This is a genomic window from Mesonia profundi (assembly GCF_031085155.1).
Lineage (GTDB): Bacteria > Bacteroidota > Bacteroidia > Flavobacteriales > Flavobacteriaceae > Mesonia > Mesonia profundi.
Genome location: NZ_JAVHUL010000050.1, coordinates 1 through 16950, shown reverse-complemented (window position 1 = coordinate 16950; position 16950 = coordinate 1). Strand labels below are relative to the sequence as shown.

The 16950-nt window shown below is 36.9% G+C and carries 11 protein-coding genes; 7 read left to right on the top strand and 4 right to left on the bottom strand.

Annotation, left to right across the window (positions count from 1 at the left end; all coding sequences use genetic code 11):
• Positions 1-133 precede the first annotated feature (133 nt).
• The gene (locus tag RBU60_RS13245) at positions 134-355 is read left to right on the top strand and encodes a hypothetical protein (RefSeq protein WP_308865533.1); all 222 of its coding nucleotides are present in this window, start codon (positions 134-136) and stop codon (positions 353-355) included.
• 71 nt (positions 356-426) lie between these two features.
• Here RBU60_RS13245 and glmM read toward each other — a convergent pair whose 3' ends face one another.
• Entirely contained in the window at positions 427-1815 is a 1389-nt protein-coding gene (gene glmM, locus RBU60_RS13240) for a phosphoglucosamine mutase (protein ID WP_308865532.1), read from the bottom strand.
• Positions 1816-1909: 94 nt separating this feature from the next.
• On the opposite strand from glmM, the gene RBU60_RS13235 reads away from it, so the two are divergent.
• The 6 genes from RBU60_RS13235 (at position 1910) to asnB (ending at position 13645) form a co-directional block, all read left to right on the top strand.
• Positions 1910-2515 (top strand): acyl carrier protein phosphodiesterase, encoded by a 606-nt coding sequence (locus tag RBU60_RS13235; protein WP_308865531.1) that lies wholly within the window; start codon positions 1910-1912, stop codon positions 2513-2515.
• 210 nt (positions 2516-2725) lie between these two features.
• Complete coding sequence (uvrA, locus tag RBU60_RS13230; protein ID WP_308865530.1) at positions 2726-5557, top strand: excinuclease ABC subunit UvrA; 2832 nt, start codon at positions 2726-2728, stop codon at positions 5555-5557.
• Positions 5558-5580: 23 nt separating this feature from the next.
• Positions 5581-6276, top strand: a complete 696-nt coding sequence (locus RBU60_RS13225) for an LOG family protein (protein WP_308865529.1) — start codon at positions 5581-5583, stop codon at positions 6274-6276.
• Positions 6277-6370: 94 nt separating this feature from the next.
• On the top strand, positions 6371-9184 hold the full coding sequence (locus tag RBU60_RS13220; protein ID WP_308865528.1) for a gluzincin family metallopeptidase: 2814 nt from the start codon (positions 6371-6373) through the stop codon (positions 9182-9184).
• A 167-nt stretch (positions 9185-9351) separates the two neighbouring features.
• Positions 9352-11766, top strand: coding sequence for an alpha-ketoacid dehydrogenase subunit alpha/beta (locus RBU60_RS13215; RefSeq protein WP_308865527.1), 2415 nt, complete (start codon positions 9352-9354; stop codon positions 11764-11766).
• Between the two features lie 214 nt (positions 11767-11980).
• Positions 11981-13645 (top strand): asparagine synthase B, encoded by a 1665-nt coding sequence (gene asnB, locus RBU60_RS13210; RefSeq protein WP_308865526.1) that lies wholly within the window; start codon positions 11981-11983, stop codon positions 13643-13645.
• A 13-nt stretch (positions 13646-13658) separates the two neighbouring features.
• On the opposite strand, the gene RBU60_RS13205 is transcribed toward asnB, so the two are convergent.
• From RBU60_RS13205 to RBU60_RS13195, 3 genes are read right to left on the bottom strand one after another with little or no spacing between them, the layout of a single operon-like run.
• The gene (locus tag RBU60_RS13205) at positions 13659-15182 is read right to left on the bottom strand and encodes a PH domain-containing protein (RefSeq protein ID WP_308865525.1); all 1524 of its coding nucleotides are present in this window, start codon (positions 15180-15182) and stop codon (positions 13659-13661) included.
• The gene (locus RBU60_RS13200; protein ID WP_308865524.1) at positions 15175-15717 is read right to left on the bottom strand and encodes a PH domain-containing protein; all 543 of its coding nucleotides are present in this window, start codon (positions 15715-15717) and stop codon (positions 15175-15177) included. The genes RBU60_RS13205 and RBU60_RS13200 overlap by 8 nt, the downstream gene beginning before the upstream one ends.
• The gene (locus RBU60_RS13195; RefSeq protein ID WP_308865523.1) at positions 15705-16544 is read right to left on the bottom strand and encodes a 1,4-dihydroxy-2-naphthoyl-CoA synthase; all 840 of its coding nucleotides are present in this window, start codon (positions 16542-16544) and stop codon (positions 15705-15707) included. Before RBU60_RS13195 ends, RBU60_RS13200 begins: the two co-directional genes overlap by 13 nt.
• Between the last annotated feature and the right edge of the window lie 406 nt (positions 16545-16950).

The window sequence follows — 16950 nt, the reverse complement described above, 5'->3', positions numbered from 1 at the left end:
TATAGCTAAAACAAGTTACTGATTATCAGTAAGATGAACAACTTTTTTCTTTTAAATCATAATGCACAACGGGTTAAATAAGTATCCTAATAGTATTGCAACTTATATTTGCTATTCCACATTAGGCTCATATGTGGAAAAAGATAAATGGGATAAGAAAATTACATATCCAGATTTATACTTACAATTTGGAAGTGAGGAAAGATCATTCTTTAAGGAAGAAGCAAAACATTTAAAAGCAAAATACGATGAATTAGGCTCATTTTGTGAATTAAAAAAGTTTACTGGAGGTCACGATTATATAAAATGGAATGAGGAATTTGTCAAAACAATTAGCAAGCTATTAAAAACGTAGTAAAGTCAAAATAAAAAAAGCCCATCTTTCTTTTTAAAAGATGAGCTTGGCATTTAATGGTAACCAAGATTTTACAATCCTGCAATCTCTTTTATCTCTGCAATAACCGTATCGGCTAGTTGCGTAGCTTCTTCTTGTGATTTTGCTTCGGTATAAATTCTTATGATGGGTTCTGTATTCGATTTTCTTAGGTGAACCCAATTTTCAGGAAAATCTATTTTAACGCCGTCAATCGTAGAAACCTCTTCGCTGGCATATTTCTCTGCCATCTTTTCTAAGATATTGTCCACATCTAATCCCGGAGTTAATTGAATTTTATTCTTACTCATAAAATACGCAGGGTAAGTAGCTCTTAATTCAGAAACCTTCATGTCTTTTTCTGCTAAATACGTAAGAAACAAAGCCACTCCTACCAGACTGTCACGTCCGTAATGCAATTCTGGAAAAATGATTCCACCGTTTCCTTCTCCCCCAATAATAGCATCGGTATCTTTCATTAATTGCACCACATTCACTTCTCCTACGGCACTGGCTTGGTAAGAACCTCCGTGCTTTTCAGTTACGTCTCTTAAGGCTCTAGAGGAAGAAAGGTTACTTACTGTATTTCCTCCTTTTTTTCCTAAAACGTAATCTGCAACAGCGACTAAGGTATATTCCTCGCCAAACATATTTCCATTTTCATCGATAAAAGCCAATCGATCTACATCTGGATCTACCACTACGCCCAAATCTGCATTTTCTTTTACGACCAATTCGCAAATGTCTCCTAAATGTTCTTTTAAAGGTTCTGGGTTATGCGGAAATTCTCCCGTAGGCTCACAGTAAAGCTTCACTACTTCCACGCCTAATTCTTCCAAAATTCTAGGAATAAAAATACCTCCTGAAGAATTTACACCATCTACTACCACTTTAAGTTTGGCATTTTTTACGGCTTTCACATCAACTAAATCTAAATCTAGTATTTCTTCAATATGTAAATCTAGGTAAGCATCGTTTACGCTAATTCTTCCTAAATCGTCTACTTCCGCGAAAGCGATTTTATTTCCTTCAGCAATTTCAAGAATTTTAGCGCCTTCTTTTCCGTTAAGAAATTCTCCTTTATGATCTAAAAGTTTTAGGGCGTTCCATTGCTTGGGATTATGACTTGCAGTTAAGATAATTCCACCGTCTGCATGTTCCATAGGCACGGCTATTTCTACGGTTGGCGTGGTAGAAAGTCCTACATCAATAACGTGTATTCCCAAGCCTACCAAAGTGTTCATCACCAATTGCTGAATCATTTCTCCAGAGATTCTCGCGTCTCTTCCTACCACCACTCGGTATTCTTCTTTATTGGTTTGTTGCTTGATCCAAGTTCCATAAGCCGCAGCAAATTTTACCGCGTCGATGGGCGTTAAATTCTCTCCCACGTTTCCGCCAATAGTTCCTCTAATTCCTGATATTGATTTTATTAATGTCATAGGTTGCTTCGTTTAATTAAAGTACAAATATAAGCGCAAATAGATGCTGTACAAAAACCTTGTCCAAAGTTATTATTAAGCTTACTTTAGAGCAATGAATTTTCTAGCCCACATTTACCTTTCTCAAGACCGCGATTTAGTGCAAATAGGCAATTTTGCCGCCGATCCTATTAAAGGAAAAAAATATAAAAGTCTTCCCATAGAAATGCAAAAAGGGATTTTACTGCATCGTAAAATCGACTCTTTTACAGATGCTCATGCGATTGTCTATAAAAGTGCACACCGTCTTTTCGAAAAATACGGTCATTACAACGGCGTGATTATGGATGTATTTTATGATCATTTTCTAGCTAAAAATTGGACCCTTTACTCCTCAATTTCCCTAGCCGAATATGTAGATCGCTTTTATAACTTGCTTGAGGTTCATTTTGAGCTTCTTCCTAAACAAGTTCAGAGATTCTATCCTTATATGGTAGAGCAAAATTGGTTGGTGAGCTATGCTTCTATTGACGGAATTGAAACGGTTTTAAGCCAAATGAATCATCGCATTAAACACAAGGTTCCTTTGCACGAGTCGATTGTAGAACTGCGGACTTTTTATGAAGAATTAGAGCATGAGTTTACTCTTTTCTTTACGGAATTGATCGCGTACAGTAAGAACGAGTTAGCACTGATTGATGAATTATATCAAAAATCCTAACTGAAAAAAAAATCCGAAGTGATCTTTTTAATCTAATTTAAAAGTTTAATTATCATTTGCTAGTTTGTTGAAATCAAATCTAAATTCTATAATCTAAGAGCGCTAGCAGTCTAACATCTAAGTAAGACACGACTAAAATTTATTAAAGCTTTATGAACAGTGTTTTCTCAATTTCAATTGTTTGAGTAACTTTGTGGCTTGCAAAAAATTATGCCAAAATTCGAACAATATATAGAGGTCTTGGGGGCAAGAGTCCACAACCTAAAAAACATAGATGTTAAAATCCCAAGAGAGCAATTGGTGGTCATTACCGGTCTTTCTGGTTCTGGGAAATCTTCTTTAGCATTTGATACGATTTATGCGGAAGGACAACGTAGGTATATTGAAACTTTCTCTGCCTATGCGCGTCAATTTTTAGGCGGTTTAGAGCGTCCCGATGTAGATAAAATCGATGGTCTTTCTCCCGTGATTGCTATTGAGCAAAAGACAACGAGTAAAAGTCCGCGGAGTACCGTAGGAACCATTACAGAAATTTATGATTTCTTGCGTTTGTTGTACGCGCGTGCCAGCGATGCTTACAGTTATCAAACGGGTGAAAAAATGGTAAGCTACAGCGATGAGCAAATCAAATCGCTCATTAAAGAAGAATTTAAAGGAAAGCGCATTAATATTCTAGCTCCTGTGGTTCGATCTAGAAAAGGACATTATAGAGAATTGTTTGAGCAAGTAGCCAAACAAGGATTTGTAAAAGTAAGAACCGACGGAGAGATTAGGGATATTGAAAAAGGAATGAAACTAGATCGTTACAAAACCCACGATGTGGAAGTAGTGATTGATCGCATTAAAATAGAAGAAGGAGAAAATACCGATAAACGCTTAGCGGAAAGTATTAATACCGCCATGAGCCAGGGAGATGATGTCTTGATGGTTTTAGAGCACGGGAAAGAAGAAGGAAGGTATTTTAGTAGAACGCTCATGTGTCCTACTTCTGGAATCTCTTACCCTAACCCAGAACCAAATAATTTTTCTTTTAACTCCCCAAAAGGCGCTTGCCCCAAATGCAACGGCATTGGCGCTTTATACGAAGTAAATATCCAAAAAATTATCCCCGACGATAAAAAATCAATTAAAGCGGGTGGTTTGGATCCTCACGGACCTCAAAAAAAGAACTGGGCGTTTAAGCAGTTAGAACTCATTGCGCAACGTTTTGATTTTAAACTTTCAGATCCCATAAAAGACATTCCTAAAGAAGCATTAGAGATGATTCTTTACGGAGGAAAAGAGAAATTTGAAATCAACTCCAAAGTATTAGGAGTGGCAAGAACTTACAAAATAGATTTTGAAGGTGTTGCCAAGTTTATTGAAAGCACGTTTAACAACAACGATTCTGCTTCTTTAAAACGTTGGGCAAAAGCCTATATGGATAAAGTGACTTGTTCGCAATGTGAAGGCACTCGTTTAAGAAAAGAGTCGCTTTACTTTAAAGTCAACGAAAATAATATTGCAGAATTAGCGCAAAAAGACATTTTAGAACTGGCCGAATGGTTTGAAGAACTTCCGAAGCATTTATCTAAAAATCAATGGAAAATCGCCGAAGAGATTGTTAAAGAAATCAAGACGCGATTACAGTTTTTGGTGGATGTTGGTCTTACCTATCTTTCGCTAAATAGAGGCTCTAAATCCCTTTCGGGAGGAGAAGCACAGCGAATTCGCTTGGCAACTCAAATTGGATCCCAGTTGGTGGGAGTGCTTTACATTTTAGATGAACCTAGTATTGGTTTACACCAGCGCGATAATGAAAAACTCATCAACTCTTTAGAAGCCTTACGGGATGTAGGGAATTCGGTGATTGTGGTAGAACACGATAAAGATATGATTGAACGCGCCGATTATGTGATTGATATAGGCCCGTTTGCCGGAAAACTGGGAGGAGAAATCATTAGTGAAGGAACACCTAAAGAGATTTTAAAACACGATACCATTACGGCTTCTTACCTTAACGGAACCAAAGAAATTGAAGTTCCGAAGGAACGTAGAAAAGGAAATGGAAAGTTTATAGAATTAAAAGGAGCTACGGGAAACAATTTAAAAAATGTCTCCGTAAAGTTTCCGCTAGGCAAAATGATATTGGTGACTGGTGTTTCGGGTAGTGGAAAATCTACTTTAATCAACGAGACCCTCTACCCTATTATGAATGCGTATTATTTTAATGGCGTAAAAGTACCCGCTCCCTACAAAAGCATTAAAGGTTTAGATCATATTGATAAGGTAATCGACATCAATCAATCACCAATTGGAAGGACTCCGCGTTCTAATCCCGCTACGTATACCGGTGTTTTTACAGAAATCAGATCTTTATTTGCCAAAACTCCAGAAGCCATGATTAGGGGCTACAAGGCTGGTCGCTTTAGTTTTAATGTTAAAGGAGGAAGATGTGAGACGTGTCGCGGCGGAGGTTTGCGCGTGATTGAAATGAGCTTCTTACCAGACGTTTATGTAGAATGTGAAACCTGTCAAGGAAAACGTTTTAATAGAGAAACCCTAGAAATTCGATATAAAGGAAAGTCGATTAGCGATGTATTGGAGATGACTATTAATGACGCTACAGATTTCTTTGATCAGATTCCTAAAATATACCGCAAGTTAAAAACCATTCAAGATGTAGGTTTGGGATATATTACCTTGGGACAGCAAAGTACCACGCTTTCTGGCGGAGAAGCACAACGTATAAAATTAGCTACAGAATTATCTAAACGCGATACCGGAAACACCTTTTATATCTTAGATGAACCTACCACAGGTTTACATTTTGAAGATATTCGCGTATTGATGGAAGTGTTAAACAAGCTTGCCAATAAAGGGAATACGGTTCTTATTATAGAACACAATATGGATGTGATTAAACTGGCAGACCATATTATAGATATTGGCTACGAAGGTGGAAAAAATGGAGGGAAAATAATAACCCAGGGTACCCCCGAAGAAATTGTAAAGCATAAAAAAAGTTATACGGCAAAATTCTTAAGAAAAGAATTACATTAGCCGTCTTGTAAATTTTTCAAACTATGAGTATTATAAAAAATGACCAGAATAAAAGCTGGAATCAAATTAAAACCAACGATAGTTGGGCACTATTTAAAATTATGGCAGAGTTCGTACAAGGCTACGAACGCATGAGTGAAATAGGACCTTGTGTATCTATTTTTGGTTCTGCTAGAACAGATAAAGAGCATAAATATTACAAATTAGCCACCAGTATAGCCGAGAAAATTGTAGAGCATGGATACGGAGTTATTACCGGAGGTGGCCCTGGAATTATGGAGGCTGGAAACAAAGGAGCCCATAATGCTGGCGGAGTTTCTGTAGGTTTAAATATAGACTTGCCTTTTGAACAACACGATAATCCTTATATAGATAATGACAAAAACTTAGACTTTGATTACTTTTTTGTAAGAAAAGTGATGTTTGTAAAGTATTCTCAAGGTTTTGTAGTGATGCCAGGAGGGTTTGGAACTTTAGATGAGTTATTTGAAGCGATTACCTTAATCCAAACGCATAAAATAGATAAATTCCCTATTATTTTAGTAGGAACAGAGTTTTGGGGAGGCTTATTTGAGTGGGTAAAAACTACTTTATTAGATTCTTTTCAAAATATTAGTGCAAAAGATATGGACTTGGTTCAGATTGTAGATACCGAAGATGAAGTGATTGAAATTTTAGATCAGTTCTACGAACAATTTAACTTAAGTCCTAATTTCTAATTTCAAATAAATTAGGTACAATTTATGCTACTTAGAAATATAGTTTTAAGTAGCATTTTTTTTTAATTTCTAAGTTCAATAAATTCCATAAAGATTGAAATACCGCATCTCTCTCTTTTTTATACTTGTATTTACTTGTCTCATTAGCCTGGGACAATCTTCTATGCGCGTAGATGCAAATCTTCATCCCGAAAATAGAACGATAGAAATTAGTCAAGAAATTACTTACAAAAATACCAGTAAGCAAATCTTACAAGAAATCTATTTAACCGACTGGGCCAATAGCTTTAGAGACAAACAAACTCCTTTAGCAAAACGCTTTGAAGAAGAATTTCAGCGTAATTTTCATTATGCCAAAGGTGATGATAGAGGAAATACGCAAGTATTCTCTATCTCAAATCAGAATCAGGTTCTTAATTGGTCTCGGCCAGAGCAACATCCAGATATTGTAAAAATAGACTTAACACAGCCCCTATTCCCTGATGAGGAAGTAAGAATTAAGCTTCAATACCGCATTAAAGTACCCAAAGACAAGTTTACTCGGTATGGCCATGGTAGAAACGGCTTCAAGTTAAGGTATTGGTTGATGTTGCCTTCGGTTTTTCAAGATGGAGAATGGCAATTTTATAGCAACAAAGATCTTAACGATCTCTTTGTACTTCCCTATGACATTGATCTTAACCTGAAAGTTCCTAAAGAATATTCGGTGATTTCAGATTTTACTAAAGTTGAGGAAAACATTACAGGAAACACGAAAGAATTCCGCTTTAGCGAAAAAAATCAAGTAGACACCAAGCTACATATCATCAACTTTTCGAATTTCAAAACTATTGAGACCGATAAGCTCAACATCATTACCAATATAGAGGATGGCGGATTGAGGCCAGAAATAAAGGCGCTTATTGTAGATAGAATTACCCATTACCTAGATTTTCGCTTAGGAGAATTTCCGCATGATAATCTTATGATTTCTGAAGAGGATTATTTGTCGAATCCCGTTTACGGACTGAATCAACTTCCTAGTTTTATAAGGCCTTTCCCCGATGGTTTTCAATACGATATCAAACTGCTAAAAACCATTACGCGTAGTTATTTAGAGAATACGCTTATGCTTAATCCTAGAAATGAAAGTTGGCTTACTGAAGGCATCATCACTTATTTCTTGATGGATTATGTAGAAAAATTTTATAAAAACACCAAATTATTAGGCTCCTTTAGTGAGATTGTGGGCATACGATGGTTTCACGCAGCAGATTTGAAATTTAATGATCGCTATCCTTTATTGTACCTCAATATGGCGCGGGTAAATTTAGATCAGGCGCTAGATGAAGAAAATGATAAGCTCATCAAGTTCAATAAAAATATTGCCAACCCTTACAAAGCTGGAGTCGGGCTTAATTTTTTAAAAGATTACCTGCAAGACGATGAAGTCATCAATAAATCTATAAAGGAATTTTACACTCAAAACCGTTTAAAACCAACAACTACCGATAGTTTTAAAGAAATAATTTCTAAAAACACCAACAAAGACACCGATTGGTTTTTCGAGGAATATGTAGGCAACAACATCAATATCGATTTTAAGATAACCAAGGTAAAGAAGAAAGGAGACTCTCTGCGCGTCACCATTAAGAATAAAACCGGTAAAAATATCCCTATTTCCCTTTACGGAATTAAAGACAAAGACATTGTTACCAAAATTTGGGTAGATCATTTTGTAGAGGAAAAGACCGTGAGCATTTCTGCAAAAAATGTAGAACGCTTAGCGTTGAATTATGAAGCCGTTATCCCAGAATTTAATCAAAGAGACAACTACAAAAAAGTGACCACTTGGTTGGATAAACCCATACAACTTAGGCTACTTTTAGATATTGAGGATCCTTATTATCAACAAATTTTTGTTATTCCAGAGTTTGATTACAACCTTTACGATGGGTTTACGCTGGGTCCCAAACTGTACAATAAAACTATTTTAGCACGAAATTTTAACTATAAAATTGCACCTAAATACGGTTTTAAGAGTGGCGCCTTATTAGGTTCTGCTTCTGTTTCGTATTCACAGCCATATCAAAACCAAGAATTATACGGAGTTCGTTTTGGCTTAAGCGGAACGCGCTTCTCTTATGCTAAAGATTTATATTATCACAAAGTCTCTCCCTACCTCATTATTGGGTTTAGAGATAAAGATTTACGCAGCAATGAGAAACAATCTATTAGCATTCGTAGCATCAATGTGTTTAGAGATCGCGATGTTTTAAATACCGTAGATGAACCAGATTATAGCGTTTTAAACGCAAGATATAATTTTAGTGATCGTAATTTTGCCGATTATTTCACGGGAACCTTCGACTATCAAGTGGCTAAAAAGTTTAGTAAAGTATCGGTCACCTCTAAATGGCGGAAACTTTTTTTAAACAATAGGCAGATTGAGTTGCGGTTTTTTGCAGGCGCGTTCCTATTTAATGACGCCAAAGATTCAGATTATTTTAGTTTCGCTTTAGACCGTCCCACCGATTATCTTTTTGATTATAATTACTACGGAAGAAGTGAAGACCAAGGGCTTTTTAGTCAGCAGTACATTGAAGCCGAAGGAGGTTTTAAATCTCAGTTACAACCTGCTTTTGCCAACCAATGGCTCACTTCCCTTAACGGAAGCTTTACGCTTTGGAATTGGATTCACGCCTATGGAGATGTTGGCTTGGTAAAGAATACAGGCAGCAAGGCTCAGTTTTTATACGATACAGGTGTTAGGGTGAGTTTAGTACAAGATTACTTTGAACTCTTCTTCCCGGTGTACTCTAATTTAGGTTGGGAAGTAGCACAACCCGATTACGACCAAAAAATAAGATTTATCGTATCCTTAGATTTTGGTACTTTAATTAAACTATTCAAAAGAAGATGGTATTAAATTGCATTATCTGCAAAAATACTCCCATATTTTTTTTTATTTTAAATATATCTCATCCAGAATAAAAATCATTGCATATTCATCAGTTTTGGTTAGATTTTCTTTATTGAATTTTACAATCATTTTTCTTATCTTCGCAGGGTTGCAAAATATTAAAATTTAACTCCATGCAAGAGAAGACTATAGAAAAGACAGACCTTTCCTTTGAAGATTTCAAAAAGGAAGTGATTCAAGATTATAAAACCGCGGTAATTAGTAGAGAATGTAGTCTATTAGGACGTCGGGAAGTATTAACAGGAAAAGCTAAATTTGGTATTTTTGGAGACGGAAAAGAAGTTCCTCAATTAGCGATGGCAAAAGCCTTTAAAAATGGGGACTTTAGATCGGGATATTACCGTGATCAAACCTTTATGATGGCTTTAGATCTTTTCTCTGTAGAAGAATTTTTTGCCGGACTTTACGGAAACACCAACCTAGAAAAAGAACCTATGGCCGGAGGAAGGCAAATGGGGGGACATTTTGGGACACAGAGTCTTCAAGAAGATGGAACTTGGAAAAATCTTGCAGAACAAAAAAATTCAAGTGCCGATATTTCTCCTACCGCAGGACAAATGCCTCGATTACTAGGACTTGCTCAAGCATCAAAAATATATAGAAACGTTGACGGTATAGATATCGCACCTCAGTTTTCTGACAAAGGAAACGAAATCGCTTGGGGAACTATTGGCAACGCCAGTACCAGTGAAGGGCTTTTTTGGGAAACCATCAATGCTGCAGGAGTAATGCAAGTACCTATGGTTATTAGTGTTTGGGATGATGAGTACGGAATATCTGTACCTGCTAAATACCAAACCACCAAAGAAAATATCTCAGAGATTCTAAAAGGTTTCCAAAGAGATGAAAATGGTGATGGTTACGAAATCATTAAAGTAAAAGGTTGGAATTATCCAGAACTAATGGAAGCCTACCAGAAAGCGAGTAAGATTTCTAGAGAAGAACACGTGCCTGTTTTAATTCACGTTTACGAATTAACTCAGCCTCAAGGACATTCTACCTCTGGTTCTCACGAACGCTACAAGAGTGAAGATCGTCTTAGCTGGGAGCGAGAATATGACTGTAATGTGCAAATGCGTCAATGGATGCTAGAAAGCGATCTAGCGACCGAAGAAGAATTAAAAGCTTTAGAAAAAGAAGCTAAGAAAATAGTTAGAGAAGGGAAGAAAGCAGCTTGGAACGAAGTAACACAAGGCCCTAAAGCCGCTCAAAAAGAGATGCTAAGCTTGTTAGATAATTTAGCACAAAGCACTTCTAATAGTAATTCCATTCAGCCTTTAAAAGAAGAAATTGCCGAACTTGGAAATCCAGAGAAACATGAAATTCTTAGAGCGGGAAGAAAAGCTTTGCGTTATGTACGTGAAGAAAACACTTCCGCGAAAAGCGAATTGATTAACTGGATTGATAATTATATTAAAGTAACACAACCAGACTATAGCAGCCACTTGCATAGTGAAAGTGAATTTTCTGCCTTAAATATTGATGCTGTAGTGCCTACGTATGACGCTGACGCGGAAGACGTAGATGCTAGACTAATACTTCGCGATAACTTTGATAAAATCTTCGCCAATAAACCAGAAACCTTAATCTTTGGAGAAGACACTGGAAACATTGGGGATGTGAATCAAGGTTTGGAAGGAATGCAAGAAAAGTATGGCGAATTTAGAGTTGCCGATACTGGAATTCGTGAAGCCACCATTTTAGGCCAGGGAATTGGAATGGCGATGAGAGGCCTACGCCCTATTGCAGAAATCCAATACCTAGATTATATTTTGTACGCGTTGCAAATTATGAGTGATGACTTGGCAACCTTACATTATAGAACTAAAGGAAAGCAGAAAGCACCTCTTATTGTAAGAACGAGAGGTCACCGTTTAGAAGGTATTTGGCATAGTGGTTCTCCTATGGGAGGATTGGTGCATTTACTAAGAGGAATTCATATTTTGGTACCTCGTAATATGACGATTGCCGCTGGTTTCTACAATACCTTATTAGAGTGTGATGAACCCGGACTTATCGTAGAATGTCTTAATGGATACCGACTTAAAGAAAAAATGCCTAACAACTTAGGGGAATTTAGAACTCCTGTAGGTGAAGTGGAAACATTAAGAGAAGGAGATGATATCACCTTGGTTTCCTATGGTTCTACACTTAGAATTATAGAACAAGCCGCTAAAGAATTGTTAGAAGTGGGAATTAGTGCAGAGATTATAGATGTACAATCTTTACTGCCATTAGACCTTAACCACGATATGGTTAAAAGTGTTGCCAAAACCAACCGTTTATTGGTAATTGACGAAGATGTTCCTGGAGGAGCTTCGGCATATATTTTACAAGAGATTGTAGAGAATCAAAATGGATATAAGCATTTAGACAGCAAGCCTCAAACCTTGACGGCTAAAGCGCACCGACCTGCTTACGGAACCGATGGAGATTACTTCTCTAAACCTTCTGCAGAAGATATTTTTGAGAAAGTATACGAGATTTTTAACGAAGTAGATCCGAATCAATTTCCTGCATTAAAATAGTTTTTTCTAAATAAAAGACTAAAGTTTTATATTTTTATACTATATTTATAAAAATAAAAGATAAAAAGACAAGCATTATGTTAACAACGAACTTAAATAATAATAATCAGTTCCCGTAACAAAAACTTGTCGCGAATATATAGCCCGTCAGGTTTTTTAACTTGACGGGTTTTTTTATACCCAAAACTGAAATTAAATTTAAATAAGAAAGATTATGTGTGGAATTGTATGTGCCTTTGAGCTAAAAGAATCGGTAGAGCGTTTAAGACCTCAAGTATTAAAGATGTCAAAAAAAATACGCCACCGCGGACCCGATTGGAGTGGAATTTTTAATAACGAAAAAGCTATTATGGCTCACGAACGTTTAGCCATTGTTGATCCTATTTCGGGAGAACAACCTATTTACAGCAAAGATAAAAACCTAGTGCTTGCTGCCAATGGAGAGATCTACAACCATTTGGAGTTGCGAAAACAACTAAAGAAAGATTATGAATTTCAAACGCAGTCAGATTGTGAGATTATTCTAGCACTTTATCAAGAAAAAGGCCCCGATTTCTTAGATGAACTTAACGGAATCTTTGCCTTTGCACTCTACGATGTAGAAAAAGACACGTATCTAATTGCGCGAGATCATATGGGGATTATTCCTTTATATATGGGCTGGGATAGAAACGGAACCTTTTATGTCGCTTCAGAGCTAAAATCTTTAGAAGGAATTTGTACAAAAATTGAATTATTTCCACCAGGACATTATTTATCGAGTGAGGAAGGAGAATTAAAAACGTGGTACACGAGAGATTGGATGGATTTTGAGGCGGTAAAAGACAATGAAACTTCTATCCAGGAAATTCGGGATGCTTTAGATGCCGCCGTAAAACGCCAGTTAATGAGTGATGTGCCTTACGGGGTATTACTTTCGGGAGGTTTAGATTCTTCCATCACTTCCGCTTTAGCAAAAAAATATGCCGACAAACGTATAGAAACAGGGGATAAAGAAAATGCTTGGTACCCGCGACTCCATTCTTTTGCTGTAGGTTTAGAAGGCAGTCCAGATTTATCGGCAGCAAAAGAAGTGGCCAAACATTTAGATACGGTGCACCACGAAATTAAATTTAGCATTCAACAAGGAATAGATGCCATTAGTGACGTGATTTACCACTTAGAAACTTATGATATTACCACGATACGTGCTTCTACGCCTATGTTTCTTATGGCTAGAGCAATTAAAGCTTTAGGAATTAAAATGGTCTTAAGCGGCGAAGGCAGCGACGAGATTTTTGGAGGTTATTTATATTTCCACAAAGCGCCAAACGCTAAAGAGTTTCACGAAGAAACCGTGAGAAAATTAGACAAATTGCATAAATATGATTGCCTTAGAGCCAATAAAAGTCTTGCCGCTTGGGGAATTGAAGGCCGAGTTCCTTTTCTAGATAAAGAGTTTATGGATGTCGCCATGCGCATTAACCCAAAAGATAAAATGATTAACGGAGAGCGTATGGAAAAATGGGTGTTAAGAAAAGCTTTTGAAGATATGTTACCTCCAAGTATTGCTTGGCGACAAAAAGAACAATTTAGTGATGGCGTGGGCTACAGTTGGATTGATACTTTAAAAGAAATGGTGAATGAAAAGATAAGCGATGAGCAATTCGCAAATGCACATCACAAATTCCCATTGCAAACGCCAACCAGCAAAGAAGAATTTTATTACCGTACTATTTTCGAAGAACATTTTCCTAGTGATACCGCAGCTTTATGTGTGCCTTCGGTTCCCTCGGTGGCGTGTAGCAGTCCGGTTGCCTTAGCTTGGGATGAGAGTTTTAAAAATATGAATGATCCCAGCGGAAGAGCGGTTGCTCGCGTGCACAGCGATGCTTATTAATGCTAAATTTTAGTTACATCCACGCTTTTGTGGATGTTTCTATTTTATAGAGCAAGTAATTCACTTGCGTCACAAAAGCTTCATTCACCAACGGAAAACGCACATCTCCAGAAGCCGTATGAAAGGTAATGTTCACCAATTTGCGTCTTCTCAACCAAATAGGCTGACTTACGCTAATGGATTGTAATTTAAACGTCTCTATAATCACTTGCATTTTACTCCATAGTCCAGTAGATTTTACCAAGAACTCTTCGCTTATTTCCAAGTTTATTTTTTGATACACTTTGTGTTGATACAGGAAAATACAAATTGCATACACCAAAGCTAAGCCCAGTACAACAGGGTTGGGAAGAGTTTCAAAAATATAGTTGAGTCCTAAAGCTGCGGCAAGCACAGGTACAATCCCCCAAAATAACCTGCGATAAAACCACAACTTATGAGGCTTATAAACTTCTCCTTCCTCTCGTTCGTGATGGTGCAAAAACCGGCTGGCCTTTGTAGCTTTATCCCAAGACAACCCAGGAATATTAATTCTATTCTTTTTCTGCGTTTCGGTGCTGCTGGTTAAAGAAAGCTGCAATTGATACATATTTAGCTTTCGCTGAATTGGATTCGTGATTAACCGTAAAATTTGAACCCGATTGGGATGTAAAGATACCTTCGTATTTGTTTTTAATCCCATTTCCAGTTCTAAACTATCTTTACTCTGCGTAAGCTTCAGTTCAAAATATTTTAGGAAGGTTTCTATAATACTTACTACAATTCCGACAAGGAAAACAGTGATGAACATGAAAGTCAACACCATAAGAATCTCCCCTACCGATTGAAATGTATTCAAGTAATTGGCAGCTTCATCGGCGTATTCATTTTCAGTAAATAAATCGGCAAACTGATTGTACAACGAGCTAAAAAAGATGAGTATAAGTCCGAATCCTCTAAAATAGTTGCTGGTAACCCCCAGTTTTAAAAGGTCGGTAAATGTTAAGCGATGTTCCCAATACACCGTCTTTTTCTTTTCTTCGGGAAAGCTTTCGGTAGAAAGTTCTTCTTCTTCAGCTTTAGATTCTTCTTCTATAAAAGAATTCAGTTTTTGTTGAAGTAACATAGCTTTCTCTTCAGAAAGCGCTTTGATCTCAATCTCTTTTTCACTGCTTCCGGCAGATTGAATTACCACATTGTAAACGCCAATTATTCGCTGAATAATAGAGCGTTTAAAATACACTTGCTGAATTTTATCAAAAGAAATCGCAATGTTTTCCGAAGAAAAAACACCCTTATTTAAGATAAATTCATCGGCTTCATAATTAATATGAAAGAGAAACTTCCGGTAAGAAAGAATACTAAATATAAGGATGAGAATGGCAAAAGCAATCAATCCCAAAGAAATATAAGTGTAATTAAAAGAAGAAGTTTTTCCTAAAAAGACATAAATCGCAATGGCCCAAAGTCCTTTTAAGGATTTGTACAAAGCGCTTAAAAAAATAAGCACAATCCCAACCATAGATTGCCTCTGGGGCTGCGAAAAAGGCTTATTCATCAACTTCTTCTTCAACAATTTTATGAGCAATCCACTCTTTTATATGTAAAGCTTTCTCTGGAGTGAGTCCAGGAATTTTAATATCACTCCCCTGTCCGCCAGCGGTAAAAATCTTTACGTTTTTAAGCTTAAAATACTTATCAAAGAGACTTTGCGTTGTAGACACATGCTGCACTCTATTAAAAGGAATGATGGTTGTTCTCATCACCAATACTCCTTTTTGAAATAGAATATCTTTTTCTCTCACCACAAAACCATAATTCTTTTGCGCAAAGTAGTGATAAGTAGAAATTAATCCCATCAAAAATAATACGCCTAAAAGTCCGAAAATAATATAGCGAACCGCGAACAAATCTCTTGTGTAAAGAATTGCCGCCACAATAATCATAACGATTAAAAATACGCCTAGTCCTGCCAAAATCTTACTTAGTAGTCTTTTGGAAACACGCTCTAAGCTTTCCAAACGGTAATCTGGCAACTCCTTAGAAGGAATGGCTTTATTGGTAAAGGTAGCTTCAGGTTCTATGGCAGCCATTTTTTATCAAAATTAGGAGCTCTTTTCTCTAAGAAAGCATCTCTTCCTTCTTTGGCTTCCTCGGTCATATAAGCCAAACGTGTAGCTTCTCCTGCAAAAACTTGCTGTCCCACCATTCCGTCATCGGTAAGGTTCATGGCAAATTTGAGCATTTTTATAGACGTCGGACTTTTAGCCAAGACTTCTTGAGCCCATTCGTAGGCAGTATTTTCTAAATCTTCGTGAGGAACAACAGCGTTGACCATCCCCATATCAAAAGCTTCTTGAGCCGAATAATTTTTTCCCAAAAAGAAAATCTCTCTCGCTTTCTTTTGCCCGACCATCTTGGCCAAATAAGCAGAACCATAACCGCCATCAAAACTGGTGACATCGGCATCGGTTTGTTTAAAAATAGCGTGCTCTTTACTCGCTAAAGTCATATCACAAACCACGTGTAAACTATGTCCGCCACCCACAGCCCAACCGGGAACTACGCAAATCACTGCTTTCGGCATAAACCGAATCAAGCGCTGAACTTCTAAAATATTTAAACGGTGGTAGCCGTCTTCTCCTACATAACCTTGTTGTCCTCTGACTTTTTGATCACCTCCACTACAAAAACTATACACGCCATCTTTGGAAGAAGGTCCTTCTGCCGAAAGCAAAACCGCACCAATACTGGTATCTTCTTGCGCATCGTGAAAAGCGTCTAAAAGCTCTGACGTAGTTTTAGGTCTAAAAGCATTTCTTACCTCGGGTCTATTAAAGGCGATTCTTGCCACGCCGTTGTATTTTTTATAGGTAATATCGTCGTATTCTTTAGCGGTTTGCCAAGCAATTGAACTCATAATTTTCGTTTAATCTTGTTTGTTTAAGTTTCTTTTTACGTTAAAAAAAATAATATACGCATATCCTTATAGTAGCCAGTTTAGTTAAGTAATGATTCCTATGTCACGTCGAGCGGAGTCGAGACGCTTTTGTTTTACCTTTCGATTAAGCCTGTCTTGAGCGGTAGTCGAAAGGCTCAAGGTGACAAAAACTAATTTTAGGAATTAAAGAGGAAAAAGTACAGACCAAATTTCTTACTTAATACTTTTCTTTTTTCTTCGCTAGTCATATCAAATTTTTTCAACACTTCAAATTTAAGGTTTTTGGATTTAATTGTGTATATTATATCTCTTGAATTCAACTCATAAACGCAACTTTTAGCGAATGATGATATAGTTATTTTTCAGAAGAAAGAAGGGAATGTTT

Excerpts from the sequence above, each read along its gene's own strand:
- RBU60_RS13200 (WP_308865524.1), bottom strand. The coding sequence starts at position 15,717 with ATGGCTGCCATAGAACCTGAAGCTACCTTTACCAATAAAGCCATTCCT.
- RBU60_RS13235 (WP_308865531.1), top strand. The coding sequence starts at position 1,910 with ATGAATTTTCTAGCCCACATTTACCTTTCTCAAGACCGCGATTTAGTG.
- RBU60_RS13215 (WP_308865527.1), top strand. The coding sequence starts at position 9,352 with ATGCAAGAGAAGACTATAGAAAAGACAGACCTTTCCTTTGAAGATTTC.
- uvrA (WP_308865530.1), top strand. The coding sequence starts at position 2,726 with ATGCCAAAATTCGAACAATATATAGAGGTCTTGGGGGCAAGAGTCCAC.
- glmM (WP_308865532.1), bottom strand. The coding sequence starts at position 1,815 with ATGACATTAATAAAATCAATATCAGGAATTAGAGGAACTATTGGCGGA.
- RBU60_RS13195 (WP_308865523.1), bottom strand. The coding sequence starts at position 16,544 with ATGAGTTCAATTGCTTGGCAAACCGCTAAAGAATACGACGATATTACC.
- asnB (WP_308865526.1), top strand. The coding sequence starts at position 11,981 with ATGTGTGGAATTGTATGTGCCTTTGAGCTAAAAGAATCGGTAGAGCGT.
- RBU60_RS13225 (WP_308865529.1), top strand. The coding sequence starts at position 5,581 with ATGAGTATTATAAAAAATGACCAGAATAAAAGCTGGAATCAAATTAAA.
- RBU60_RS13205 (WP_308865525.1), bottom strand. The coding sequence starts at position 15,182 with ATGAATAAGCCTTTTTCGCAGCCCCAGAGGCAATCTATGGTTGGGATT.